Below are 24,861 nucleotides of genomic sequence, written 5' to 3'. Positions count from 1 at the left end.
TCACGATGACTGCCACCCTCTATGAAATCTTCCAAGATATAGGTTTGATAATGATATAAAGGATAGCCTTCTGGTGAAAAGGTTCCCTTTGGTGTTCGATTGACCCAAGTAGGATGAGCTTTAGCTGTTCCGATAGTTGTTTTTCCATCCTTCTTCTTAATGGTCACGTCCATGAGAACGCCACGTTCAGTCCACTTAGCATTTTCTTCATCTCCCATAGATTCAATCCGTTGATTAGAAATGAAGTTCCCCATTGAATAGATAATAAGTTTCTTGTCTCCATCTTTTTCAACAATTTCAGATGGCTCAACTACGTGTGGATGCCCTCCAAAGATAATATCCGCTCCCCAATCAATCATCTTGTGATAAAGAGCTTTTTGTTCCTCAGTTGGTTCCAATCGATACTCAACACCCATCTGAGGCATGATAATGGTGATATCCGCTTCCTTTTCCGCCCGTTCAATTTCAGCCTTCATCTTATCTTCGTTTAAATCTGAAAGATAACGATTATAGTCTTCCTGAGAAATATACTGCTCAATGCCATTGAAACCATAGGAATAGGCTAACAGTGCAACCTTAATACCATTCACTTCCTTAATGACCAGCGGAGCCTGATCACGTGGTTCATGCGTATAAACTCCGATTGGAGTGATTCCAGCTTTCTCAATAATATCGGCCGTTGAAATAACTCCCTCAATTTGCGAATCCAAAATGTGATTATGAGCCAAATCTAGCACATGATAACCTGCATCCTTAATGGCATCCATAACTTCAGCAGGAGCATTAAAGAGAGGATAACCCGCTAAATAATGATCCTTATTGATGGTTCCTTCAAAGTCACCAATAGCTAAATCTGCTTGCTTAAGCCAAGGTGTCACATACTCAAAATTCTCATGAAAGTCATAGGTACCGTCTTCTTTTTTAGCTGAAAAGAAAAGTCCATCGTGGTAGAGCAAATCTCCGTTGGCCATAATTCTAGCAGATTTTTCCTCTTCCTGCTCCTGAGACTTTTGCTTAGTCCCCTCTTGAGAAATAGTATCTCGTTTTTGACTGGTTAAAGGGATGCCTTGGAAACTTTCAAACAACAAGACCAAGCCCATTGATAAAGCAACTGCTAGCAAGAGTATCGCCACAAATCCTTTATTGCTCCACCTGCGATAACTCCTAAAAAAGTTTACCAAGCCCTTCATAAAACGAAAAGCTAAACCACCCTGATTTCGATTTTGTCTTCTTTGCATCTTCATTCTCCCTACTTTCTTATGCAAGCCTTTTCTTTTTATTATATCACAGATAAGTAATTCTTTCACAATTGATACTCTTCGAAAATCAAATTCAAACCACGTCAGCGTCGCCTTACCGTACTCAAGTACAGCCTGCGGCTAGCTTCCTAGTTTGCTCTTTGATTTTCATTGAGTATGAATTGAACTTCCTATCTATTTTCTATAAATCCTAAAGGCTGTAATACTTTCAATCCTTGTCATTTTGTGTTATCATGTAGAGGTAATGAAAGGAGAGAAAATGTCTGCTATAGAACGTATTACAAAAGCTGCTCACTTAATTGATATGAAAGATATTATCCGCGAAGGGAATCCTACTCTACGCGCGGTTGCTGAGGAAGTTACTTTCCCCCTATCTGACCAGGAAATCATCCTTGGTGAAAAGATGATGCAATTCCTCAAACATTCCCAAGATCCTGTCATGGCTGAAAAGATGGGGCTCCGTGGTGGGGTTGGACTTGCTGCTCCTCAGTTGGATATTTCAAAACGCATTATCGCTGTTTTGGTGCCTAATATTGTCGAAGAAGGAGAAACTCCACAGGAAGCCTACGACTTGCAAGCCATTATGTACAATCCAAAAATCGTCTCTCACTCTGTTCAAGACGCTGCTCTTGGCGAAGGAGAAGGGTGCCTGTCTGTTGATCGCAACGTGCCTGGCTATGTTGTTCGCCATGCCCGCGTTACCGTTGACTACTTTGACAAGGATGGCGAAAAACACCGCATCAAACTCAAAGGCTACAACTCCATCGTTGTTCAGCATGAAATTGACCACATCAACGGAATCATGTTTTACGATCGTATCAATGAAAAAGACCCATTTGCAGTTAAAGATGGTTTACTGATTCTAGAATAAAGAAAATCCCGTTGCAAGACGGGGTTTTGTGTTATAATAGAGGCATGAAAACAAATGATATTGTCTATGGCGTCCACGCCGTTACCGAAGCCCTCCTTGCAAACACTGGAAATAAACTCTACCTCCAAGAAGATCTCCGAGGTAAGAATGTTGAGAAAGTCAAGGAACTGGCTACAGAAAAGAAGGTATCCATTTCTTGGACTTCAAAAAAATCCCTCTCTGAGATGACCGAAGGTGCTGTTCACCAAGGTTTTGTTTTACGAGTATCCGAATTTGCCTATAGCGAGCTGGATCACATCCTTGCCAAAACACGCCAAGAAGAAAATCCACTTCTATTGATTTTGGATGGGTTAACTGACCCTCATAATCTAGGTTCAATCTTGCGAACAGCTGATGCGACCAACGTTTCAGGTGTCATCATTCCCAAGCACCGTGCTGTCGGAGTTACTCCTGTCGTTGCCAAAACAGCCACAGGTGCTCTTGAGCACGTTCCAATTGCCCGAGTGACCAATCTGAGCCAAACTCTAGACAAACTCAAGGGTGAAGGCTTCTGGACCTTTGGAACAGATATGAATGGTACTCCTTGCCACAAGTGGAATACAAAAGGGAAAATCGCCCTCATCATCGGAAATGAAGGAAAAGGCATCTCTAGCAACATTAAAAAACAGGTCGATGAAATGATTACCATTCCGATGAATGGACATGTTCAAAGCCTTAATGCCAGTGTTGCTGCAGCCATTCTCATGTATGAAGTTTTCCGAAATAGACTATAAAAAAGTTTCCAGTCATCTGATTGGAAACTTTTTTATGATTAACTATGTTCTGTAATAAACTTGTAAGCTTCTTGACCAGCGATAGCTCCATCTCCAACTGCTGTTGTTACTTGGCGAAGGTCCTTCAAACGAACATCTCCAACTGCAAAGATACCGTCAACTGCAGTTTTCATGTGGTTGTCTGTCACAATCCAGCCTGCCTGATCTTGGATATTCAATTCTTTAACAAAATCGCTAACAGGGTCCAAACCAACATAGATAAAGACGCCACCGAAGGCTTGTTCTGTCACTTGACCTGTTTTCACATTTTCAAAAACAACAGATTCTACTCGATTTTCACCCTTTATTTCCTTGACTACAGAATCCCAGATAAAGCTGATTTTCTCATTCGCAAAGGCGCGGTCTTGTAAAACCTTTTGGGCACGAAGTTGGTCACGACGGTGAACAATGGTAACAGTCTTGGCAAAACGAGTCAAGAAGAGGGCTTCTTCAACAGCTGAATCTCCACCACCAACTACCAACAAATCTTGGTCACGGAAGAAAGCTCCATCACACACGGCACAATAAGAAACACCTCGACTATTCAGTTCTTCTTCTCCTGGAACTCCCAAAGGACGGTGTTTAGAACCAGTCGCTACGATAACTGTACGTGTTTCATATGTTTGATCATCGGTCATCACTTTCTTAAAATCACCATGGTCTTGGACATTCTCAACATAACCATAGATGTGCTCCACACCAAGATTTTCAAGCGGTTCAAACATCTTTTCAGCCAATTCAGGTCCACTAATATTAGCATATCCTGGGTAATTTTCGATATCAGATGTATTATTCATCTGACCACCTGGCAGACCACCTTCAATCAAGCCTACTTTGAGATTGCTTCGAGCAGCATACAAGGCTGCAGTCATTCCTGCAGGACCAGCACCGATAATAATAGTATCGTACATATAGATTCCTTCTTTCTTGTTGTAACTATCTTTATTCTAACTCTTTCTTGTCAATCAAGCAAGGATTATGCCTTGAAAACAAGAATTAAACTCATAACCGCAAAGGATAATACTGGAACAACCAAGACCCCAATCATAATCATATCATAGAGATGGGCTTGGCGAGCCTTGGCTGTCTTATCAACTCCCGACATGGCTCTCAGTCCAATCCAAATTCCTAAAAAAATCAGGACAAGAATGGTGGTCAAGATCAAACTCTCGAAATATAAAGAAAATAGTTGCAGTAGCATGATTTCTCTCATTTCTATCTTTTTTAAAGAGTAAACTCAGCTAGTCCAGCTAACTGAGTTTTTCTTTATCTATTATATCAAATATAAGTCCGTTTGTAACTAGCGAAGAATTCTTTTGTCCGTTCTTCTTTAGGATGATGGATAATCTCATCCGGTGTTCCTGACTCGATAATTTTCCCCTTATCTAAGAAGAGAATCTTATCAGCCACTTGGGCTACAAAGGACATGTCATGACTGACCAAAATCATGGTTTGACCTGACTTAGCAGCATCTGCAATAGACTTTTCTACTTCTCCGACCAATTCTGGGTCAAGGGCTGAAGTTGGTTCGTCTAAGAGCAAGACATCTGGTTTCATCGCAAGTGCACGCGCCAAGGCAACCCGTTGCTTCTGTCCACCTGATAAATGACGAGGGTAATGGTTTTCACGGTCAGAAAGCCCAACCTTAGCCAACTCTTCCTTGGCAATCTTAGTCGCTTCTTGGTCAGACAATTTCTTGACAACAACCAAGCCTTCTTTCACATTATCAAGTGCTGTACGGCGTTCAAACAAATTAAACTGTTGAAAAACCATGGACAGCTTGCGACGTAGGGCAAGGATTTCTTCTTGAGTGATTTTAGAAAAATCAACTGAGAAATCATCAATCTGAATCGAACCACTGTCAGGAGTTTCAAGATAATTGAGACTGCGAAGGAAGGTTGATTTTCCAGCTCCTGAAGAACCAATCAAGGCTACAACTTCCCCTTTTTGAATATCCAAGTCCAGATGATCCAAGACAGTCTGTCCTGAAAAGGATTTGCTTAAATTCGAAATCTTAATCATTAACGAAGGTCTCCTTTCACATCTGTTTGCACTGTATCAGGTGCAGAAATAGCCATTTTTCTCTCGATGAAACGACCGAGGCTTTCAATTCCGATATTGACTACCCAATAAACAAGGGCAACGGAGATGAAGCGTTCAAAATAGCGATAATCAGCTCCACCCAAAATCTGAGCTTGGGCAAAGACTTCCACAACACCCGCACTAAAGGCTAGGGAAGTTCCCTTGGTCAAGCCGATTAGGGAATTGATCAAGGTTGGAGTCGCTACAACGGCCGCATTTGGAATAATCACGCGACGATAAACTTGTGCTCGCGTCATACCCAGACTGCGTGCTGCCTCAATCTCACCAGGATTGACTGAGAGAATAGCTGCACGAATGGTTTCACTAGCATAAGCTGCCTCATTAAAGGCAAAGGCAACAATCGCAAAAGCAGCAGCTGGAATGGCATTGATATTGAGACCAGTACCCCATTGCTGATTGAGAGCCTTCAAAGCCAAAGGAATTCCGTAGTAGGTCAACATGAGTTGCACCAAAATCGGTGTCCCCTTTAAGAAACTAACAAAGAAGGCCTGCAAGGGATATAAAATTCTGACACGATTGATTTTCACAATGGCAAAAAGAAGCGCCAAAACCAAGCCAAAAAGGGCACCACCAATTGTCAACATAATTGTTGTTGGAAGCTGTTGGACAATTCTTGGAATCCCATCAAAGACCGAACGTAGACTAAACAGCTTGCCATCCGGAATCAATTGCATCAAGTTTTGGTACCAATCTGATGCTAAAATCGTTGTAACATTCATAAAAACATCCTCTCCTGATAATGATTCATTCTACCATACTTCTGCCGTCAATGAAATTATTTGCTACGGTCAGATACAGACTTTGTCTACCTACTAGTTTATCATACTTTGAAACAGGGAGGTTATATATTTTATCTATCAAAGAGATAGATAAAAACTATTTCAGTCCCAATTCTTCGTAAGCTTTTCGATAACCGATTTGCTTAACAGTTCCATTCTCCACTAGAATCGGTCGTTTTAATAACATACCGTCGCTTGCTAGCAATTCAGCTGCTTCTTGGTTTGACAGACTTCCTACCTTATCTTTTAGCCCTAATTCACGGTATTTGATTCCACTAGTGTTAAAAAATTGCTTCAATCCAAATCCTGAGGTTTCTAGCCAATTCAAAATCACTTCTTGACTTGGTGTTTCTTGCACGATATGAACAGCTTTGTAGTCCACACCGAGTTGGTTTAATTCTTGTTTTGCTTTTTTACAAGTTGAACATTTTGGGTATTCGATAAATTCTAACATGTGTTTCACTTTCTATTGTTTATATCTTTAAAATCTGCGCCTTCATGCTCTAAGAGCCAGACTTTCTTTTCCACTCCTGCAGCATAACCTGTCAAACGCTTGCCCGCTCCCAGCACACGATGACAAGGTACTAGGATGGACCAAGGATTACGACCTACTGCTCCACCAATTGCTTGAGCAGAAGCCACTTGCAGGTCTTGCGCTATTTGTCCATAGGTCACTGTCTGACCATAAGGAATGCCCTGTAAATAGGACCAAACTCGCTTTTCAAAATCCGTTCCAATTGGAGCCAAGGGTAAGTTGGATAAATCCTGCGACTTGCCATTAAAATAATCATCTAAGCAAGCAATAACTAGGTCTAAAATAGGATGACTACCAACTGCTTCTATCGTTTCATCTCCTAGCCCCCTCTCAAAATGCTTCTGCTCCTGTACCCAAATTCCATACAGATATTGCTCGTCAGCAACCAAGGACAAGGTTCCTATTGGGGAATAGTAGAGCATTTTTGCATACTTCTTTTGCATCATTTCTTCAATTTTTGATAGGCCAAGCGTTCGCCATCAACTGGAACCTTACCAACCTGTTTAAAACCGAGTTTTTCAAAAATATGTTGCATGGCCTTGTTTTCAGCATGCGTATCTGAACGAAAATCAAGATAGTCAAAACCTTCAATCAAGCCTTCTAGGAAAGTCTGTGCAACTCCCTGTCCCTGGACATCTGCTGCCACAGCGATACGGTGAAAGACTAGGTACTCTGACTCTCCAGCTTGCCATTTTCCTTCATAAATGGCTTCATAGGCTGCCTCTGGACTCTTGGTCACAGCAGCATAGGCTAACAGTTCTCCCTCTTCCAAGGCAACATAGGCTTGACCTGAGATAATGTCATCGATAATAACATCTGCATTTGGATAACCATTTTGCCACTGGTCACTACCAGCATCTGCTAAACATTTTTTAGCATCCTCCATCACCTGCATGATGGCATCTACTTCATTTGGAAAAGCTAAACGAATCTCCATCTTTTCTCCTCATTTCTGACTAGTTTCTCCCATCATAGCATAATTTAAGCCTTTTCACAAGCAGTTAAAACTTGACTTTCTATTTTTATTATTTTATAATCTAGTTATTAAAACTAGATAAAAAGGAGTTGAAAATGAAAACTACCTTTTCCTACCCTAAATGGTCAGAAATTCCAAACATTGACCTCTATCTGGACCAGGTTTTACTCTATGTCAATCAGGTCTGCGCCCCTATTTCTCCTGATAAAGACAAGGGCCTAACAGCATCCATGGTCAATAACTATGTCAAACATGGTTATCTGACAAAGCCTGACAAGAAAAAATACCAACGCCAACAGATTGCCCGTTTGATCGCTATCACAACCCTCAAGTCTGTCTTTTCGATTCAAGAAATCGCTCAGACACTGAATAGTCTCCAAAGTCAAGCCAGTTCAGAACAACTCTACGATGCCTTTGTAGACTATATGAACCAAGGAATGGACCCAGCTAACCCTATTATCCAAAGCAGCTGCCAAACCGTTAAACTCTATCATCAAACTCTAGCCTTAATCCATCAGACTGAAGAGGAGAAAATCTAATGAATACTAGTCTTAAACTCAGTAAACAACTCAGTTTTGGAGAGGAGATTGCTAATAGCGTGACTCATGCCGTAGGTGCAGTCATCATGCTCATCTTACTCCCTATTTCATCCACCTATAGTTATGAAGCACACGGATTTTTATCCTCTATGGGCGTTTCCATTTTCGTCATCAGTCTCTTTCTCATGTTCCTCTCATCCACCATTTACCACTCTATGGCCTATGGTTCAACCCACAAATATGTCTTGAGAATTATTGACCATTCTATGATTTATGTTGCCATCGCCGGCTCTTATACGCCAGTCGTCTTAACCTTGATGAATAACTGGTTTGGCTATCTAATTATTACCATTCAATGGGGAACAACCATCTTTGGTATTCTCTATAAAATCTTTGCTAAAAAGGTTAATGAGAAATTTAGCCTTGCTCTTTACCTGATTATGGGCTGGTTGGTTCTGGCTATCATTCCTGCCATTATCAGTCAAACAACGCCAATTTTCTGGAGTCTCATGGTAACTGGCGGACTCTGTTATACAGTTGGGGCTGGATTTTACGCTAAGAAAAAACCTTATTTCCACATGATTTGGCATCTCTTTATCCTAGCCGCATCTGCCCTCCAGTACATTGCCATTGTTTATTACATGTAAAAAAGTTGAGAAATTTAGTCTCAACTTTTTTCTTTACACATATTGATAAAGTACTGGTGCAAGCGCACATCATCAGTCAATTCTGGATGAAAAGAAGTTACCAGCATATTTTTTTCTTGGGCTGCAACGATTTGATTATCAACTGTTGCTAGAATTTCTACACCCTCTCCAACACTACTGATAATTGGACCACGGATAAAGGTCATTGGAATACTACCAACTCCCTTACATTCTGCTTCCGTGTAGAAACTTCCTAATTGGCGCCCATAGGCATTACGCTCGACCACCATATCCATAGTTCCTAGATGACTCTCTTCTTGAGAAATAATTTCCTTAGCCAGCAAAATTAAACCCGCACAGGTTCCAAAGGCTGGTAAACCAGATAGAATGGCTTCTCGAATAGGAATCATCATATCCTGTTCACGTAGGAGCTTACCCATGGTTGTAGACTCTCCTCCAGGTAATATCAAGCCAGACAGTTCATTTTGATATTTCTGGAAATCTTCTAAATTTCTGAGTTCGACACTCTTGACACCTAATTTTTCTAAAACTTTTTCATGTTCTGCAAAGGCACCTTGCAAGGCCAATATTCCAATTTTCATCTATTTCCCTCGCTCAGCCATGAGAATTTGGATTTCATTTTCATTGATACCAACCATGGCTTCCCCTAAATCTTCAGAGATTTGAGCTAGAATTTGAGGATTGCGGAAGTTAGTCACAGCCTTAACAATGGCACTCGCTCGTTTAACAGGATCGCCTGACTTGAAAATACCTGAACCGACAAAGACACCCTCTGCCCCTAATTGCATCATCAGAGCAGCATCTGCTGGCGTTGCAACGCCTCCAGCTGCGAAGTTTACAACTGGCAATTTTCCATGTTCATGAACATATTGAACCAATTCTACAGGGACTTGCAAGTCCTTAGCAGCAACATAAAGTTCGTCCTCACGTAGATTTTGAATACGGCGAATTTCCTGATTCATCATACGCATATGGCGAACAGCTTGGACGATGTCTCCTGTACCCGGTTCTCCTTTTGTACGAATCATGGAAGCACCTTCAGCGATACGACGCAAGGCTTCACCCAAGTCCTTAGCCCCACAGACAAAAGGAACTTGGAACTCTTTCTTATCCACATGGAAACGGTCATCAGCTGGCGATAAAACTTCACTCTCATCGATATAGTCAATCTCAATAGCCTCTAAAATCTGAGCTTCAACAAAATGCCCGATTCTGACCTTGGCCATCACTGGAATGCTAACCGCTTCTTGGATTTCCTTAATCATCTTTGGATCACTCATGCGGGAAACACCTCCAGCTGCACGAATATCTGCTGGAATCCGCTCCAAAGCCATCACAGCGGCCGCACCAGCAGCCTCTGCAATACGGGCCTGTTCAGGATTTTGAACGTCCATGATAACCCCACCTTTGAGCATCTGTGCCAAATTTTTATTTAATTCATAACGATTTTCAGTCATTTGTTTTATCCTCATCATTTGTATTGGTAGCTACCATTTCATTTTAAGTCAGAACAGAATGAATCACAAGATAAAAAAAGGATAATTGTGTGGGTACAGATTGATACTCAATGAAAATCAAAGAGCAAACTAGGAAGCTAGCCGCAAGTTGCTCAAAGCACTGCTTTGAGGTTGTAGATAGAACTGACGAAGTCAGTAACATATATACGGTAAGGCGAAGCTGACGTGGTTTGAAGAGATTTTCGAAGAGTATAACTAAAAAACTATCTGACCTTAACTTAAGGCCAGATAGTTCATCAAATTTTATTTTTCAGCTGTAAGAGCAGCCATTGTGATATAGTTGTATGGTTTGTTAAAGTGTGGCAAGAAGAATAGGTCTGTCAATGCCAATTTATCAATTGTCACATGCTCTTGGATAGCAAGTGAGAACATGTGAATTCCCATGCTGATTGCAGAATCGTGTGAAACCATTTGTGCACCAAGAATTTCGCGACTGTCTTTGTCAAAGACAATCTTGATGGCAACTTCGTGGTTGTCGTGTTTGATAAATTCTGGTTTTTGAAGATCGTTAAAGCCTGTTTCAGTTGCATTGTAACCTGCAGCTTTTGCTTTTTCAAGAGTCAAACCAGTTGAAACCATGTGAAGACCGTAGATTGAGATACCGTTTGAACCTTGCACACCTATTCCTTCCAATTCATGTCCACAAGCGTTGTAGGCACCAACGATACCAGTACGAACAGCATTTGAAGCAAGGGCAATGTAGCTAGTGTCTTTACGAGCATTATCATAGACAGTCGCACAGTCACCAACGGCAAATACACCTGGAAGTGAAGTTTCTTGTTTCTTATCTACAAGGAAGGCACCGTTACGGAAGAGTTCAATCTTACCGTCAGCAAGGGCTGTGTTTGGACGGAAACCAACTGCAAGGATAACCATGTCCACATCGAAAGTTTCTTTATCAGTAATCAAGCGTTCAACTTTACCGTCACCTTCGATTGCTTTAACAGTTTGACCAAGAGCCAAGCGGATGTTGTGGTCTTCCAAGTTCTTGGCCATCATTTGTGTGAAATCCTTGTCATAGTAACCGTTCAAGACAGTATCTACGATGTCTACAAGGACAACCTCTTTTCCAAGACGCTCAAAGGCTTCAGCAAGTTCAACACCGATGTAACCACCACCAACAACAGCGATACGGTCAAGATGTTTGCTCTTGTCAGCAAGTTTATTGATAACTTCTTCAGCGTTTTGGTACAATTTCACGAATTGTACGTTTTCAAGAGTTGCTTTAAATTCGCGGTTCCCTTTAACAATTTCAACACCTTCGATTGGTGGCAAGATTGGTGTAGAACCTGTAGCGAAAATCAATTTTTCGTATGATTCTTTGTGCTCTTTTCCTTCAACTTCGGCTGTAACTACTTTATTATCATAGTCGATTGAAAGAACAGGTGAGTTCATGTAGACTTTAGCACCTTTAGCTTCCAATTTTTCTTTATCTGAATAGAACAAGCCTTCAGCACCGTCAATTTGTTCACCAATCCAAAGGGCCATTCCACATCCTAGGAAAGAGATGTTAGAGTTTTGGTCAAATACAACGATTTCGTTCTCATTTCCAAAATTATCCAACATGGTATTGATACATGCTGTACCAGCGTGGTTCGCACCAACTACAACGATTTTACTCATAGAAAAATTCCTACCTTTAATTTTAAATTTACTCTACTAGTATACCATTTACTGTTAGCGTTTACAAGTTGTTTACTATTATTTCAGCATTTTTTATCAAAAATAATTCCCCATTTATTCTGATTTCAAGACTAATGAATTTTTGTGAGCATATTTCTTGACTTTTTCCAAATTTTATTTGTGAAAATTCTAACTTTATGGTATTCTAATAACATGAAAATAAAATGTAAGGGCTTCAATTTAGATAATTATTTGATATTACAACTTATTTTCTATAAGAGAAAGGAGTTGGTAGCTTGCTTCTTAGTTCACATTCTGAACGGCTAATGGGGACTACTATCACTATTTCATTAGTAGATGAGCGAGCCGATAGCTTGCTCCAAAAATCCTTTGATTTGCTCAAAGAGCTAGAATACCGCTTCAATGCCAATAGTCAAGAATCTGAGTTGATGGAAATCAATCATCAAGCTGGAATAGCCCCAGTCACGGTGCATCCAGACCTGTTTGAACTGATTTCACTTGGATTAGAGCATAGCCTAGCGCCCTCTAGTCATCTCAACATCAGCATTGGTCCCCTAATTCAAACTTGGCGCATCGGTTTTTCAGATGCCAAGGTCGCTCAGCCTCAAGAAATTGAATCGGTGCTACCGTTAATCAATCCTCATTATATCGAGTTAGATTCTTCTACTTCCACAGTATTCTTAAAACAGAAAGGAATGAAGATTGATCTTGGTTGTTTAGCCAAGGGTTATAGTGCGGATAAGGTTGCACAATTTCTTAGAGAAGAGGGTGTGACTTCTGCCTTGATCAATCTGGGGGGGAATATCCTGACCATTGGAAAAAATCTGGCAAGAGGGGATAAACCTTGGCAAATCGGGATTCAAGACCCAGCCAATCCTCGGGGAAATCACTTAATGACCATCCCTGTTATCAGTCAATCTGTCGTGACTTCAGGCATTTATGAACGTCACCTGACAGTCAATGGAAAAGATTACCATCACATTTTTGACAGCCAGACAGGATATCCTGTTGAAACGGAGCTAGCTAGTCTGACAATCATCTCTAATAAATCAGTTGATGGTGAAATCTGGACAACTCGTCTATTTGGAGAAAGACCTGCTTCTATCCTCTGGCAAGTCGAAAGTTTGGAGGGTATCGAAGCCATCCTCATCGATAAGGAAGGTCACCTAAGCTGTTCTTCAGGAATTCCTACTCTATAGAAATAGATGTTTCAGTAGAGTTTTAAAATCGTATTATGTAAAAAGAGAAAGGAAATCTCATGTTAAAACTTATTGCTATTGTTGGAACAAATTCAAAACGTTCTACAAACCGTCAATTGCTTCAATACATGCAAAAACACTTTGCTGACAAAGCTGAAATTGAACTTGTTGAAATCAAGGCTATCCCTGTCTTTAACAAGCCAGCTGACAAGCAAGTACCTGCTGAAATTTTGGAAATTGCTGCTAAAATCGAAGAGGCAGATGGCGTTATTATCGGTACTCCTGAGTATGACCACTCTATCCCAGCTGTTTTGATGAGCGCTCTTGCTTGGTTGTCTTATGGTATTTACCCACTTTTGAACAAACCAATCATGATTACAGGTGCTTCATATGGTACTCTTGGTTCATCACGCGCCCAATTACAACTTCGCCAAATCTTGAATGCTCCAGAAATTAAAGCAAGTGTCCTTCCAGATGAATTCTTGCTTTCACATTCTCTTCAAGCTTTTAACCCAAGTGGAGACCTAGTAGATCTTGATGTTATTAAAAAACTGGATGCCACTTTTGACGACTTCCGTATCTTTGTAAAAATTACAGAAAAATTGCGCAACGCACAAGCCCTACTTCGCAAAGATGCTGAAGAATTTGACTGGGAAAATTTGTAAGATAGGAGACCAAAAAGAATGAAATTTGTTGGACTTGTAGGATCAAACTACGATCAATCATATAACCGTAAACTCTTGGAATTCATCCGTCGTCACTTCAAACTCAAATTTGAATTAGAAGTTCTCGAAATTGATGAAGTTCCAATGTTTAACCAAGACGAAAAATGGGATGAAAGTTTCCAGTTGCGTCTCTTGTATAACAGAATTACTCGTGCTGATGGTGTCATTATCGCCACTCCTGAGCACAACCACACAATCTCAGCTTCTCTTAAATCTGTTCTTGAATGGCTTTCATATGAAGTTCATCCATTTGAAAACAAACCAGTCATGATTGTGGGAGCTTCTTACTACGACCAAGGTACTTCTCGTGCCCAAGTTCACCTTCGTAAGATTCTTGACGCTCCAGGTGTTAATGCCTACACACTTCCAGGTAACGAATTCCTTCTTGGTAAAGCCAAAGAAGCATTTGACGCAGAGGGCAATATCACAAATGAAGGAACTATTCATTTCCTTGAAACATGCTTGGACAACTTTGTAAAATATGTGGGAGTCGTTTCAAAATTGAAAAAACCAAAACCAATTGAACCAGAAGATTTATATTGTACAAATTCAATTGCAACTACCATTCAAGGTGTTGATCCAGATGATCCTGAATGGGTAGAAAAAGCAGCTGAGCTTGTTGGGGCTGTTTCTGGAGATACTTACGTTAAATTAGACCACGGTATCTTGACAGTTAATCAAATTGATATGTTCTTGAAAGCAATGCCATTTGAGTTAACATATGCAGATGATAATAACCAATTCTTGTACTACAATAACGCACATCAGGATCCAAATACAATGTACGGTAAACGTGTGCGAGTTCAAGCAGGTAGTCGACTAGGAACTGTGCATGCTTCACTTCCACCTTCAAGAATGAAGAACGTTGAATGGGTTGTTGGTGTACTTCGTAACGGAGATCAAGAATATGTTCGTACAATTGTACCAGGAACACCAGAAGGCGTTATTAATACACATAACTACAAGGCAATGTATTACCCAGATGGTTCATATGCTGGAATTAATGAAATTATCTTTAATTTCCAACCATGGCTTGATTGGTACTTGGAAACAACTGGTCAACGTCTAGTTGGTGGAAATTCTGCATCACCTGCATCAGATGCTACATCTGGAGCTTCTGATGCAGGTGATGCTGGAGGTCACGGTGGTGGCGCAGACGCTACATCTGGAGCAAGTAACTAATAATAGTTTTAGGAACCATCTTGGTTCCTTTTTTAGCAAAAAAAGACTAGCAAACACAAACTGCTAGTCTTTTGGTTATTATTTTATCTATCTTTATTAAAGTTAGATGCAGAAAATTATATTATGAATTTGGGTCATCGAGACTACGACCATGTAATCCTTTTTCACGTTGGACTTGACGTAGTTTTTCTGGTGTAACATCGTTTCCTTCTTCGTCCACAATTTTGATCCCTTCAATGTGGTGACGAACAGTGCGACGATAACCTTCGATGTACTCCTCACGTAGTTTGGCTTGTTCAACTTTTTCTTCTGGGGTCAAGCCTTCTGTTTTTTTCTTTTTGGCAAGCTCGTTAATACGATCAATTTTTTTAGGATCCATGTTTCTCTCCTTTATGATAAGATTTAATCCGTTTAACAGATTTTATTTGGTATTGATTTGGTTAAAACGTGCAAGTTTAGCTGCTTTCTTGGTTAATTGAGACAAGATTGCCAAACGATTTTGACGGACGGCTTCATTTTCAGCCATAACCATGGTATTCTCAAAGAATTCATCAATGACTGGGCTAAGAGCAAAGAGCTGTTTCAATTGCTGACTGGCAGTCCCTGACAAAACGAGTGATTCTACTGCTTCTGCCAGGGCTTTCTCTTCTTCATTCTCAAAGAGAGCTGAATCAACTGTAGCAACTCCTTCTGCCTTCTCAGCTAAGTTAAAGGCACGAGAAAGTGATTCAACAGATGGTTTAAAGTCTTCTTCCTTGCTTGCTTCTACGAGAGCACTTGCCGCTTCCAACATATCCGCCACAACAAAGTTTGATCCTGCAAGAACGGCTTCCTTGATATCTTTTGGAGTAGACCCCATCATCTTATCAACACGAGCCTTGATAAAGTCCATAACCTCTGTCTTATTTTCATAAGTCAAGCTGTCAAATTTCAAAGCATAAAGGCTATCAATCAGCTCGTCCATAGCAATGTGCCAACCAAAGGCATCCAAGATACGAACCACACCTTGGGTCGCGCGACGAAGGGCATAAGGGTCATTAGAACCTGATGGAATCAAACCTACTGAAAAGAAACTCAAAATCGTATCCAATTTGTCTGCAACGGCAAGCACTGCACCGACCTTGCTCTCTGGAAGTTCTCCTTCGGCTGATGTAGGCATGTAGTGTTCACGAATAGCAGCTGCCACCGCTGGAGTTTCCCCAGCAAGAAGGGCATATTTCTCACCCATAATTCCTTGGAGCTCGTCAAATTCGCCAACCATACCTGTCAACAAGTCAAACTTGTAAATGGCTGCTACACGGGCTAGGTCAACTGTTTCATCAGCTGATAAACCTGCTTTTTCTGCCAAGAGAATAGCAATCTGACCAGTACGAATCATGTGTTCACGAAGGGAACCAATTTTCTCATGGAAAGTCACATTGTTTAATTTTTCAACAAGATCTGAAATGACCAATTTTTGATCTTCACGCCAGAAGAATTCACCATCTTCCAAACGGGCTACCAAGACTTTTTCATTACCTTTGATGACATTTTCCAAATGCTCTGCATTTCCGTTACGGACAGAAATGAAGTTTGGCAAGAGTTTGCCATCTTGATCACGAACAACAAAGTAACGTTGGTGTTCTTTCATCGAAGTCACCAAGACTTCTTCTGGAACTTCAAGGTATTTGGCATCAAAACTTCCCATAAAGGCAGTTGGGTATTCAACCAAGTTCAAGACTTCATTAAGCAAATCAGCATCAATTTCGATACGTACACCATGTTCAGCTTCGATTGCCTTAATTTGGTCAATAATCATTTGCTCACGTTCACGAGGATCCGCGATTACATACTGTGCACGAAGGTCTTCTTCATAGCTCAATGCTGACTGAATTTTGGTTTCTTTCCCCAAGAAACGATGCCCACGGCTCACACGACCGCCCTTGATATCAAGGAAATCCAAATCAAACTCTTCTTCATCTAAAAGAACAGTTAAAGTGTGAACAGGACGAATGTATTCAAAGCTATTTCCAGCCCAGTGCATGCTGACAGGGAAAGTCAGTGACTTCAAGACATCTACAACACCAGGAACAATGGCTTCAACTGCTTGACCAATTTCTTCCTTAGTGACATAGACATATTCTTCACCCTTGATTTCACGGAATTCAATATCTTCGACGGTCAAGCCTTTTCCACGGACAAATCCTTGAGCTGCTTTGGTGAAGTTCCCATCACTATCCAAGGCAATTTTCTTTGCTGGCCCCTTAAAATCTTCTGTCAAATCAGACTGTTTGTCTGCAAGACCAGTCACACGAACAGCCAAACGACGTGGTGTTGAGAAGGTCTGAATGGCTTCAAAAGACAGGCGGTTTTCCTTGAGGAAGGCTGCCATTTTTTCACCTAGTTGTTTTTCACTTGGTGTGACAACATAGGCTGGTAATTCTTCAAGACCGAGTTCTACTAATAAGTTTTTTGTCATGTTTTTTCTCCGAAAATTATCTTTTTATTTTCCAGTTTGCCTTATGTGATTGGCACGCAAGCAACTAACTTCGTTGTTTCATTGCTAAAATTGGAGCCAAAAGTCTCCAATTTTGCCTAGTATCCTTAGCTTTACTAAGGATACCTTCATCACTGCGGCAACTGGCTCAGGGCTCACTCTGTTCGCCCATTTTCGTAATTTGTCACTCTCTTTATTCTGCGTCTTCTGCTAAGAGTTTAGCTCGTGTTGCTTCATCTAAAAGTGGGTAGCCTAGGCGTTTGCGTTCTGCGACAAAGGTTTTGGCTACAACACGGGCCAAGTTACGGATACGAGCGATATAGCCTGCACGCTCTGTTACAGATACGGCACCACGCGCGTCAAGCAGGTTAAAGGTGTGTGAACATTTGAGAACATAGTCATAGGCAGGGTGAACCAAGCCTTCTTCCAGAGCACAACCAGCTTCTTTTTCAAACTTATCAAAGTTTTCCAGCAACATTTCTTGGTCTGAAATTTCAAACGAATATTTTGAATGCTCGTACTCAGGCTGGATAAAGATTTCTCCGTATTTTACACCATCAGCCCACTCAATATCATAGACAGAGTCTACTTCTTGGATATAAGAAGCCAAGCGTTCCAAACCATAGGTAACTTCCGCAGTCACAGGGCCAGTTGCCAATCCACCAACTTGTTGGAAATAAGTGAATTGAGTGATTTCCATCCCATCAAGCCAAACTTCCCAACCAAGACCAGCTGATCCAGTCGATGGATTTTCCCAGTTGTCCTCAACGAAACGAATATCATGCTCCAATGGATTGATACCCAATTTTTCCAGAGACTCAAGGTACAGTTCTTGAATATTTGATGGAGAAGGCTTCATAACCACTTGGAATTGGTGGTGTTGGTATAGACGGTTAGGGTTTTCCCCGTAACGACCGTCAGCAGGACGACGTGATGGCTCTACATAAGCTGCATTCCATGGCTCAGGTCCGATAGCGCGAAGGAAAGTGTAAGGACTCATGGTCCCCGCACCTTTTTCATTATCATAAGCCTGCATCAGCATACAACCTTGGTCATTCCAAAATTGTTGCAAAGTCAAAATAATTTCTTGAAATGTTAATTTCTTAGACATTTTTTACTCCTTTTTCTATAAATTACTTGCGACACGAGTCTGCCTCGTCGATCATACGAGGCAAGACGAGTTAGTACTGCGTCTAGCTCAGGCACTCTAGTGCTGAGCGTGGGGCAGTCCGACTGTAAGGAGGTCTCTGCCACTGACGCAGTAGAAAGTCAATTTTTTAGACATTGTTTACTCCTTTTTTATAAATTACTTGCGACACGAGTCTGCCTCGTCGATCATACGAGGCAAGACGAGTTAGTACTGCGTCTAGCTCAGGCACTCTAGTGCTGAGCGTGAGGCAATCCGACTGTAAGGAGGTCTCTGCCACTGACGCAGTGAAAAGTCAATTTTTTAGACATTGTTTTCTCCTTTTTATAACTTCTTGTGACTTTGGATACAAAAAGAACCGTGCCTTTGCTCCTAAGTCTGTGACCTAGGGGCGTCAGAAACGCGGTTCCACCCTAATTTATTACTTCATTGTTTTTTAAAATACGACAGAAAGCGCCAGTTCTTTATTTTGCCCTACTTGGCTCCCACTATCCCAAGCTCGCTTGAAGAACGCCATAAGACTTTCTTTCCTGCTGACTATTATATCAAAAATTGGATCAATGTACAATTCTTTTTATGATTTTCTAAAAATCCATATCATCAACTCGTGGAGCACCAGACTGAACAGCAATTGTTTTTAATGTTTCTCGCTCCTCATGACTCAGTTCAATTCCGAAGCAATCAAGATTAGCCTGAATACGGGAAGCTGTGACAGATTTTGGAAGTGGTAAAAATCCTTCTGCCAAGCTCCAGGCCAAGGCTATCTGAGCAACAGACTTTCCGTGATTTGCCGCAATTTCTTGCACTTCCTTGCTATCAAACAGTTCTCCTTGTCCAAAAGGCCCCCAAGCTTCCAATAAAATTCCCTTTTCACGACAGTAAGCTACGACTTGATCTTGATACACACCTGGCGCCAAGCGAACTTGATTGACCGCAGGAAGAATTTTTGCTGTTTCAAGCAAAGCATCCAAATGATGGGGAAGGAAATTACTAACTCCAATAGCACGGATTTCCCCTTCTTGATAGAGGTCTTCCATCGCTCTCCAGACCTCAGCATTGCGGATTTTCCATTGGTCATTTTCTCTAAGCGGTTTTGGATTTGGCCAATGAATCAAATACAGATCCAAATAGTCCAAGCCTAGCTTCTCTAAAGACTCTTCAAAAGCTTGCCGAGCTTGCTTATAGGTTTGTTGGCTATTCCAAAGCTTGGTAGTTACGAACAATTCCTCTCGTGGAACTCCGCTATCTTTGATTGCTTGACCAACACTTTCTTCATTCTGATAAATCGCCGCCGTATCAATATGACGATAACCAGTCTTCAAGGCTTCTAACACTGCACAATAGGCTTCTTCCCCATCCTTAGCCTTAAAAGTTCCAAATCCCAATACTGGAATTTCTACTCCATTATTTAATTGATAAGTATGCATATGCTTCTCCTTCTATTTTATTCATCATTTATAGCATAAATTTTTTTACTAATTAGTACTATCTTCTGTAAAAAATAAGTCTATCAAATATCTGACAGACCTATTTTTTCTTGCTTATTCATCACGACTATAATACAGCTCATGAGCTTTTAGGCGAGTATTGAGCATCTCTGGTATGGTCACAAAGGTATAACCTTGATTTTTCAAATACTCAATGACCCTTGGCAAGGCATTGACTGTCGGACTGTGAATATCATGCATCAAAACGATAGAGCCATTAGCTACTTGATGCTGAATTTCTGTCAAAATAGATGCTTCATTTTTACTCTTCCAATCCAGACTATCCACATCCCACATGATAAAGCTCAAATCGAGGCTATTGCGAATATCATCTGTAATAGCTCCATAAGGCGGACGCATGAGTTTGGAACTAGAACCCAGCACTTTAGTTAGCGCATCCTCAGTATCAGTAATCTGCTTTTTAGCTTCATCAAGAGAAAGTTGCGAGAGAATCGGATGGCTCCAACTATGGTTTCCAACAACATGACCTTCGGATTTTATCCTCTTCACCAAGTCCTCATTCCCAGAAACATTTTTCCCAAGCACGAAGAAAGTGGCTTTAACACCATATTTAGCTAGAGTCTCTAATGCCTGCGGAGTCGTTGCTGGATTTGGACCATCATCAAAGGTTAGAGCGACAACTTTTTGATGTTTCTTATCAAAGTAAGACTGGTACAAGGCTGCGTCTTTTTCAAGTAAGTACGAAGATTGGATAACATCAAAGAAAGCAGATACTGGCAAGGCTATCTCTTCTAAATTTTCAACCGCAGGACTCGGATAAAGGATAATCTGACTATCCTTATAATCAAAATTCCATGCAGACAAGTCTTGGTCAGAGAAGCCTTTAACAACTTGATCAATCTTTTCTTGCTCCAATTTCTTATCCTGTAAGAAAGAGGTGATTTCTTTTATCAGCTGTTCCTTGGCCTTACTAGCATCTGAAAACAGTTGGTCAAGTGTAAAAGGTTGCCCATCTTCTGTTAAGTGAACCTTTCCTAGACTAGTCTTTTCAGTCTCTTCAACCTTAAAATCAACTAAATCATAGATTTGTTTGGTCGCATTACGATTGACGACTCCCTTTAAACCTGACTCTTCTTGCTCTGTATAGTAGAAAACAAGATTGTCCTTACTTTCTAGCTTGTCCTTAACATCTTGATTTATAAGCTCCCTAACAGAGGAAATCACTTCCGAGCCTTGGAGAGGATAATAGGCAATCACTTCGGTTTGACCCTTACGAAAATGATCCTTCTGATTTCCCTCACTCAATTGATCGTCTTTCTCTTTTTTGAGCGATTCAATCTTTTGCTCAAAACTTTTTTGCTGATACATTTTAAAAGCAATAAATCCACCTAATAAGCAAATAGAAATTGCTAAAATACCAATCAAAGCCAATAATACATGTCTCTTTTTCCCGTGTCTGCCACGTCCCAGTCTACTTTTAGTCATATTTATATCATAACAAATTTGAGGAAGAATTTCAATGATACAGTTTGGCAATCCACAATTACCTAGTAAGGCAAAGCATCTCACATCAACTTCATCATCCGTATCTGTAGAGATTATGTAGTTTTCTATCTATGGAATTTCCAGTAGATTGAAGCTAGAATAGACACCTCGACTTCTAAAAACATTCTGAGAAATTGATTTATTTTTCCCAGTCGATTTATCCAGATTTTATTTCATTTCATTATAAAAATTATTGCTTTCTCTATGAAATCAACATATTGAAATAATGATAATTAGACATCAGTTCCAAAATAAAACTACTAATTATAAATCATACCTTAAGAAAAGCACAGACAATAAAATCTCTAAAATAAGAATCATCATTGGATTTCTATTCTGGAGATTTTTCCCTATAGTTTGTTATCGGAGGGTTACCCTCATTCTACATTTTGCACCAAATCTTCTGTTATTTTTGATGCATTAGTTTATTTTGTGAATTTCTTTTTCCAATTCTAGCACTGATTCCATCAGGTCTTCAAAACTTGGATAATCACCAAAAAACATCTCGGTCATATTTTGATAATCTTCTTTAATTTCTTTTAAACGATATTTATTAGGCATTAGTCTAATTGTTTTAATCGTAGCTTCTTCATATTTTGCCCATTTCCTAGGGTAAAATTTCTGCTTAAACTGAACAACTTTTTCAAGAAGTTCCGAAGTCTCAAATAATCGATTTTTATCAAGTAAATTACCAATACACACTAAATCATAATAGTGCCTGGCATATCTTTTAGGTATTCCTAGTTCTTTCGGTCTATTTGCTTCATGATGCAAAATGGTTGCTTTCTCCCAAAAGGTTCTTTCGGGTAAAACTGTTCTAACTTCGATAACATTTCCATCAAAAAGCTGAGGAAATATTTTTTGGAGTTCAGGGACAATATGAACCACTTCTGCTGGTGTCCATGCTGCAAGAGTTCCAATCTCAAGTCTTATCACCTGTGTCACATAAGATGACTGAAAGGTTCTTGGATATTCAAATAGAACAGTCTGAGGGTCATTCTCATCTATTCTTATATAAAACTTCTCCTGAAGTAGGGAACTAAAATCTCTTTCTAATTGTGGAACAAATTCATTTTTCAGAAACTCCTCGGTCTTTCGATTGGATTCTTTGTTAAATTGATCTTGTTTGGTATTAGAACGCTTTTGCCACGGCTCATCAAAGTTATATCCAATTACTCTCCAATCGAGGATTAAGTCAATATCTTCGGAAAATCTTTGAATTAAATCAAAACATTTTGAAAGACTCGTTCCTCCTTTAAATGTAAAATCTTCTTTCCATTTACATTTAGAGAAGAGATAATTTAGAACAAAACATACCCAATAATCTTTTTCAAGAATTACCTCATTCACACCAAGCTTCAAGGAAGCATTTCTGATAATTGATTCCAATTCATTTTTTGCTATCTTTCTATACTCAAACATCTCTACACCTCTGCTATTTTCTTGATAATACTATATACCCAGACACTTGTAGTTTTACCTTCAGCTAATAATGTTGACTTTTCTTCTTCAGATAATTTTTTCCGTAAGTAGTCAATCTGCTGAGAAGTAATGTTCTCTTTCCCCATTGCCTTGACAGATTGTATCACCATTGCAGTTAAGGTTGACATATTTGAAATATCTCCATTATTTCTATGCTTAAATTCTATCCTTGCCTTACCAACATTAAAACTGGCATATCTTCCATCTGATATATAGGTCCATTTTGCTGGTACCTGCGTAGATAAACCAAGTAAATTCAGGGCTGTGTTTCCTGACGGAGCAATGGTCCAATTATATTTTCTAGCAATAGCATCAGCAACTTCATCCACAGACGCCATTGCATACTCTCCAATCAGTTCTATATATTTTGGTTTATAATAAATACCTTTCAAAATGCGAGTAATCTCTTTGTCTTTTACAAGACGATTTAATGTACTACGAACAGTTTCATATCCTGCAATATCAAAGAAATCATTTGCTATAAAAACTTGATTCGATTCAAAATTTTCTATCCTATTTACTATTTCCTGCTTATAGTTCATCTATCACGCCTCCTTTGCACCGAATATTATACTATTTTTGGTGCAAAAAGTCAAATGAGAGTCATTTTTATCAAAGAGATAGCATACTTCTTCTTATGTAGAATCTCTATCCATTTTTTATCCCATTTCTTATTTCAGTAATAGCTTGATTATAAAAATCATGATAGTCAGCTGTATTTATTTCTTTTATAATAACGCCATATGTACACAAGAGTATTCTCACATTAGCATCTAAGTCTCCAACTTTAGAGTAAAAATACACCTTTGTAAATTCAAAATGTTTCTTCTTGTATGCGAGTAGCCACCACAAATCGATTTCAGCTAAATCTAAAGCAAAACCAAGGATATGAACATCATTGCTTACAAAACAATCAATCCATGAATGATGATAAAAATCATTTTTAGAATTCCATCTCCTTAATAATTCAGACGTATATCCTATCACCTGCGAAAGCAAATAGCCATAATAGTATTGTCCTAGTATAATAGACTTTTTTCTGGTTGCTATTCCATGTATATGCCATAGTTTTTGTCTATCACTTAATTTTATATACTGATAAATTCCTAGCTCCTTTTCCTTTTTACTGATTTCACCCTCCTTCCCATATCCATATAGATTTAAGATTTTTCCAATGGATGGATTAGTACAGATTGTTTTTTCAAATTCAAAGCTGTAATTCGTCGTCAAAATATTCTCTACTTCTAACGTTAATAAGTCCTCAAGAAACTCTTTCTTTCTTTCTTTTTGAAATCGTCATCTTATCCTTCAAAAAATCAGTTAGTTCCTCTGCGACAGCTTCTTCTTTCCCCTCATAGTTTACTGAAATCCTCATCGGAAAACTTAAAGAATCGCTTATCTCAGCATGTAATGAACATTTCTCCGCCTCTTTTTCACCTCTAAACTTGTCGACATTAAAGAAATCATCATTTTCTAGCTCGCTTGCAAATAATCTATTGATACCATTCCCTACTAATAAAATAGGTTTATTTTTTCTGCTTTCATGTTTCCCCATTTCATTACTTTCTTTCTTTATTAAAGCGCTTACATAAATTCCTGAAGAAAGACGGATAGAAAGAGGATTTTCCACTTCTTTCTATCCGCTACTTCCTTCAAGAGTCCACACTAGTAAGTTTCAGTTCCGTTTCATGAACTACCTCACTTGTTTCGTGTTTCTTCTTTATCTTACTCTACCATCAAAGACTTCTACTTGTACTAGAAGATAACGCTATCCAGCCATGTGTTAGCTTCTATGGTAAGTCTACTCCATTTCAAAATGTCGCTTATCTTAACTGACCAAGAATAGCTTTGAGTTTGTCAATCAACTCATCTTCTGTGTGGTCAGACTCTTTCTCATTGGCTAGGAAAGCAACTGCTTGAGCTAGAGCTTCTCGTGCTTGGTCGAGAACCTTCG

28 protein-coding genes are annotated in these 24,861 nt (G+C 39.7%); 8 read left to right on the top strand and 20 right to left on the bottom strand.

Annotated elements, in window-relative coordinates; genetic code table 11:
• Nucleotides 1-1,238 (bottom strand): CapA family protein (locus WKI42_RS04155; protein WP_368081258.1); only part of this gene is annotated, 1,238 nt, incomplete at its 3' end.
• A gap of 280 nt (nt 1,239-1,518) precedes the next feature.
• Here WKI42_RS04155 and def point away from each other — a divergent pair.
• Nucleotides 1,519-2,130 (top strand): peptide deformylase, encoded by a 612-nt coding sequence (def, locus tag WKI42_RS04150; RefSeq protein WP_049500103.1) that lies wholly within the window; start codon nt 1,519-1,521, stop codon nt 2,128-2,130.
• 44 nt (nt 2,131-2,174) lie between these two features.
• A complete protein-coding gene (gene rlmB, locus WKI42_RS04145; protein WP_368081257.1) occupies nt 2,175-2,903 on the top strand; it encodes a 23S rRNA (guanosine(2251)-2'-O)-methyltransferase RlmB in 729 nt (242 codons plus the stop codon).
• A gap of 38 nt (nt 2,904-2,941) precedes the next feature.
• On the opposite strand, the gene trxB is transcribed toward rlmB, so the two are convergent.
• From trxB to WKI42_RS04110, 7 genes are all read right to left on the bottom strand, one after another.
• The gene (trxB, locus tag WKI42_RS04140) at nt 2,942-3,853 is read right to left on the bottom strand and encodes a thioredoxin-disulfide reductase (protein ID WP_368081256.1); all 912 of its coding nucleotides are present in this window, start codon (nt 3,851-3,853) and stop codon (nt 2,942-2,944) included.
• Nucleotides 3,854-3,918: 65 nt separating this feature from the next.
• Nucleotides 3,919-4,143 (bottom strand): DUF4059 family protein, encoded by a 225-nt coding sequence (locus WKI42_RS04135; protein ID WP_000926599.1) that lies wholly within the window; start codon nt 4,141-4,143, stop codon nt 3,919-3,921.
• A gap of 77 nt (nt 4,144-4,220) precedes the next feature.
• On the bottom strand, nt 4,221-4,964 hold the full coding sequence (locus WKI42_RS04130) for an amino acid ABC transporter ATP-binding protein (RefSeq protein ID WP_000590965.1): 744 nt from the start codon (nt 4,962-4,964) through the stop codon (nt 4,221-4,223).
• Nucleotides 4,964-5,764, bottom strand: a complete 801-nt coding sequence (locus WKI42_RS04125) for an amino acid ABC transporter permease (RefSeq protein ID WP_368081255.1) — start codon at nt 5,762-5,764, stop codon at nt 4,964-4,966. The genes WKI42_RS04130 and WKI42_RS04125 overlap by 1 nt, the downstream gene beginning before the upstream one ends.
• Nucleotides 5,765-5,921: 157 nt before the next feature.
• Nucleotides 5,922-6,278 carry an arsenate reductase family protein gene (locus WKI42_RS04120; RefSeq protein WP_368081254.1) on the bottom strand — a complete coding sequence of 119 codons (357 nt, stop codon included), beginning with the start codon at nt 6,276-6,278 and terminating at the stop codon, nt 5,922-5,924.
• A 5-nt stretch (nt 6,279-6,283) separates the two neighbouring features.
• Nucleotides 6,284-6,802, bottom strand: a complete 519-nt coding sequence (locus WKI42_RS04115; protein WP_368081253.1) for a methylated-DNA--[protein]-cysteine S-methyltransferase — start codon at nt 6,800-6,802, stop codon at nt 6,284-6,286.
• The gene (locus WKI42_RS04110) at nt 6,802-7,296 is read right to left on the bottom strand and encodes a GNAT family N-acetyltransferase (RefSeq protein ID WP_368081252.1); all 495 of its coding nucleotides are present in this window, start codon (nt 7,294-7,296) and stop codon (nt 6,802-6,804) included. Before WKI42_RS04110 ends, WKI42_RS04115 begins: the two co-directional genes overlap by 1 nt.
• Nucleotides 7,297-7,430: 134 nt before the next feature.
• On the opposite strand from WKI42_RS04110, the gene WKI42_RS04105 reads away from it, so the two are divergent.
• Complete coding sequence (locus WKI42_RS04105) at nt 7,431-7,874, top strand: DUF1836 domain-containing protein (RefSeq protein ID WP_368081251.1); 444 nt, start codon at nt 7,431-7,433, stop codon at nt 7,872-7,874.
• Complete coding sequence (trhA, locus tag WKI42_RS04100) at nt 7,874-8,521, top strand: PAQR family membrane homeostasis protein TrhA (protein WP_368081250.1); 648 nt, start codon at nt 7,874-7,876, stop codon at nt 8,519-8,521. The genes WKI42_RS04105 and trhA overlap by 1 nt, the downstream gene beginning before the upstream one ends.
• A gap of 20 nt (nt 8,522-8,541) precedes the next feature.
• Here trhA and pdxT read toward each other — a convergent pair whose 3' ends face one another.
• The 3 genes from pdxT to nox all read right to left on the bottom strand — a co-directional run bounded on the left by pdxT (nt 8,542) and on the right by nox (nt 11,682).
• Entirely contained in the window at nt 8,542-9,123 is a 582-nt protein-coding gene (gene pdxT / locus WKI42_RS04095) for a pyridoxal 5'-phosphate synthase glutaminase subunit PdxT (RefSeq protein ID WP_368081249.1), read from the bottom strand.
• Nucleotides 9,124-9,999: a pyridoxal 5'-phosphate synthase lyase subunit PdxS gene (gene pdxS / locus WKI42_RS04090; protein WP_000138517.1), complete on the bottom strand. Its 876-nt coding sequence runs from the start codon at nt 9,997-9,999 to the stop codon at nt 9,124-9,126.
• 303 nt (nt 10,000-10,302) lie between these two features.
• Entirely contained in the window at nt 10,303-11,682 is a 1,380-nt protein-coding gene (nox, locus tag WKI42_RS04085; protein WP_368081248.1) for a H2O-forming NADH oxidase, read from the bottom strand.
• Nucleotides 11,683-11,826: 144 nt separating this feature from the next.
• On the opposite strand from nox, the gene WKI42_RS04080 reads away from it, so the two are divergent.
• The 4 genes from WKI42_RS04080 to WKI42_RS04065 are packed head-to-tail and all read left to right on the top strand — an operon-like array spanning nt 11,827 to nt 14,809.
• Nucleotides 11,827-12,009 carry a hypothetical protein gene (locus tag WKI42_RS04080; protein ID WP_368081247.1) on the top strand — a complete coding sequence of 61 codons (183 nt, stop codon included), beginning with the start codon at nt 11,827-11,829 and terminating at the stop codon, nt 12,007-12,009.
• Nucleotides 11,979-12,902: an FAD:protein FMN transferase gene (locus WKI42_RS04075; protein WP_368081246.1), complete on the top strand. Its 924-nt coding sequence runs from the start codon at nt 11,979-11,981 to the stop codon at nt 12,900-12,902. Before WKI42_RS04080 ends, WKI42_RS04075 begins: the two co-directional genes overlap by 31 nt.
• A gap of 59 nt (nt 12,903-12,961) precedes the next feature.
• Entirely contained in the window at nt 12,962-13,567 is a 606-nt protein-coding gene (locus WKI42_RS04070) for an NADPH-dependent FMN reductase (RefSeq protein WP_368081245.1), read from the top strand.
• 18 nt (nt 13,568-13,585) lie between these two features.
• Complete coding sequence (locus WKI42_RS04065; RefSeq protein WP_368081244.1) at nt 13,586-14,809, top strand: NAD(P)H-dependent oxidoreductase; 1,224 nt, start codon at nt 13,586-13,588, stop codon at nt 14,807-14,809.
• A gap of 121 nt (nt 14,810-14,930) precedes the next feature.
• Here WKI42_RS04065 and WKI42_RS04060 read toward each other — a convergent pair whose 3' ends face one another.
• The 9 genes from WKI42_RS04060 to WKI42_RS04020 all read right to left on the bottom strand — a co-directional run bounded on the left by WKI42_RS04060 (nt 14,931) and on the right by WKI42_RS04020 (nt 24,537).
• Nucleotides 14,931-15,188: a DUF896 family protein gene (locus WKI42_RS04060; RefSeq protein ID WP_000371299.1), complete on the bottom strand. Its 258-nt coding sequence runs from the start codon at nt 15,186-15,188 to the stop codon at nt 14,931-14,933.
• Nucleotides 15,189-15,230: 42 nt separating this feature from the next.
• Complete coding sequence (glyS, locus tag WKI42_RS04055; RefSeq protein ID WP_368081243.1) at nt 15,231-17,267, bottom strand: glycine--tRNA ligase subunit beta; 2,037 nt, start codon at nt 17,265-17,267, stop codon at nt 15,231-15,233.
• A 211-nt stretch (nt 17,268-17,478) separates the two neighbouring features.
• The gene (gene glyQ, locus WKI42_RS04050; protein ID WP_368081242.1) at nt 17,479-18,396 is read right to left on the bottom strand and encodes a glycine--tRNA ligase subunit alpha; all 918 of its coding nucleotides are present in this window, start codon (nt 18,394-18,396) and stop codon (nt 17,479-17,481) included.
• A gap of 620 nt (nt 18,397-19,016) precedes the next feature.
• A complete protein-coding gene (locus WKI42_RS04045) occupies nt 19,017-19,859 on the bottom strand; it encodes an aldo/keto reductase (RefSeq protein WP_368081241.1) in 843 nt (280 codons plus the stop codon).
• A 114-nt stretch (nt 19,860-19,973) separates the two neighbouring features.
• Nucleotides 19,974-21,365 (bottom strand): peptidoglycan-N-acetylglucosamine deacetylase PgdA, encoded by a 1,392-nt coding sequence (gene pgdA / locus WKI42_RS04040; protein ID WP_368081240.1) that lies wholly within the window; start codon nt 21,363-21,365, stop codon nt 19,974-19,976.
• Nucleotides 21,366-21,845: 480 nt separating this feature from the next.
• Complete coding sequence (locus tag WKI42_RS04035) at nt 21,846-22,847, bottom strand: nucleotidyl transferase AbiEii/AbiGii toxin family protein (protein WP_368081239.1); 1,002 nt, start codon at nt 22,845-22,847, stop codon at nt 21,846-21,848.
• Between the two features lie 2 nt (nt 22,848-22,849).
• A complete protein-coding gene (locus WKI42_RS04030) occupies nt 22,850-23,449 on the bottom strand; it encodes a DUF6088 family protein (protein WP_368081238.1) in 600 nt (199 codons plus the stop codon).
• Between the two features lie 106 nt (nt 23,450-23,555).
• Entirely contained in the window at nt 23,556-24,137 is a 582-nt protein-coding gene (locus WKI42_RS04025; RefSeq protein ID WP_368081237.1) for a hypothetical protein, read from the bottom strand.
• A 31-nt stretch (nt 24,138-24,168) separates the two neighbouring features.
• On the bottom strand, nt 24,169-24,537 hold the full coding sequence (locus WKI42_RS04020) for a hypothetical protein (RefSeq protein WP_368081236.1): 369 nt from the start codon (nt 24,535-24,537) through the stop codon (nt 24,169-24,171).
• Between the last annotated feature and the right edge of the window lie 324 nt (nt 24,538-24,861).

Source organism: Streptococcus pseudopneumoniae, assembly GCF_038148935.1.
GTDB lineage: Bacteria > Bacillota > Bacilli > Lactobacillales > Streptococcaceae > Streptococcus > Streptococcus pseudopneumoniae_U.
This window is presented reverse-complemented; position numbering and strand designations above follow the sequence as displayed.

Bases quoted from the DNA above. Each gene is read 5' to 3' on its own strand.
- WKI42_RS04065 (WP_368081244.1), top strand. From the start codon at position 13,586: ATGAAATTTGTTGGACTTGTAGGATCAAACTACGATCAATCATATAAC.
- pdxT (WP_368081249.1), bottom strand. From the start codon at position 9,123: ATGAAAATTGGAATATTGGCCTTGCAAGGTGCCTTTGCAGAACATGAA.
- glyQ (WP_368081242.1), bottom strand. From the start codon at position 18,396: ATGTCTAAGAAATTAACATTTCAAGAAATTATTTTGACTTTGCAACAA.
- WKI42_RS04070 (WP_368081245.1), top strand. From the start codon at position 12,962: ATGTTAAAACTTATTGCTATTGTTGGAACAAATTCAAAACGTTCTACA.
- WKI42_RS04060 (WP_000371299.1), bottom strand. From the start codon at position 15,188: ATGGATCCTAAAAAAATTGATCGTATTAACGAGCTTGCCAAAAAGAAA.
- WKI42_RS04030 (WP_368081238.1), bottom strand. From the start codon at position 23,449: ATGAACTATAAGCAGGAAATAGTAAATAGGATAGAAAATTTTGAATCG.
- pdxS (WP_000138517.1), bottom strand. From the start codon at position 9,999: ATGACTGAAAATCGTTATGAATTAAATAAAAATTTGGCACAGATGCTC.
- WKI42_RS04115 (WP_368081253.1), bottom strand. From the start codon at position 6,802: ATGCAAAAGAAGTATGCAAAAATGCTCTACTATTCCCCAATAGGAACC.
- trxB (WP_368081256.1), bottom strand. From the start codon at position 3,853: ATGTACGATACTATTATTATCGGTGCTGGTCCTGCAGGAATGACTGCA.
- WKI42_RS04045 (WP_368081241.1), bottom strand. From the start codon at position 19,859: ATGCATACTTATCAATTAAATAATGGAGTAGAAATTCCAGTATTGGGA.
- def (WP_049500103.1), top strand. From the start codon at position 1,519: ATGTCTGCTATAGAACGTATTACAAAAGCTGCTCACTTAATTGATATG.
- WKI42_RS04120 (WP_368081254.1), bottom strand. From the start codon at position 6,278: ATGTTAGAATTTATCGAATACCCAAAATGTTCAACTTGTAAAAAAGCA.
- WKI42_RS04135 (WP_000926599.1), bottom strand. From the start codon at position 4,143: ATGCTACTGCAACTATTTTCTTTATATTTCGAGAGTTTGATCTTGACC.
- rlmB (WP_368081257.1), top strand. From the start codon at position 2,175: ATGAAAACAAATGATATTGTCTATGGCGTCCACGCCGTTACCGAAGCC.
- WKI42_RS04035 (WP_368081239.1), bottom strand. From the start codon at position 22,847: ATGTTTGAGTATAGAAAGATAGCAAAAAATGAATTGGAATCAATTATC.
- WKI42_RS04125 (WP_368081255.1), bottom strand. From the start codon at position 5,764: ATGAATGTTACAACGATTTTAGCATCAGATTGGTACCAAAACTTGATG.
- glyS (WP_368081243.1), bottom strand. From the start codon at position 17,267: ATGACAAAAAACTTATTAGTAGAACTCGGTCTTGAAGAATTACCAGCC.
- WKI42_RS04110 (WP_368081252.1), bottom strand. From the start codon at position 7,296: ATGGAGATTCGTTTAGCTTTTCCAAATGAAGTAGATGCCATCATGCAG.
- trhA (WP_368081250.1), top strand. From the start codon at position 7,874: ATGAATACTAGTCTTAAACTCAGTAAACAACTCAGTTTTGGAGAGGAG.
- WKI42_RS04130 (WP_000590965.1), bottom strand. From the start codon at position 4,964: ATGATTAAGATTTCGAATTTAAGCAAATCCTTTTCAGGACAGACTGTC.
- pgdA (WP_368081240.1), bottom strand. From the start codon at position 21,365: ATGACTAAAAGTAGACTGGGACGTGGCAGACACGGGAAAAAGAGACAT.
- nox (WP_368081248.1), bottom strand. From the start codon at position 11,682: ATGAGTAAAATCGTTGTAGTTGGTGCGAACCACGCTGGTACAGCATGT.
- WKI42_RS04105 (WP_368081251.1), top strand. From the start codon at position 7,431: ATGAAAACTACCTTTTCCTACCCTAAATGGTCAGAAATTCCAAACATT.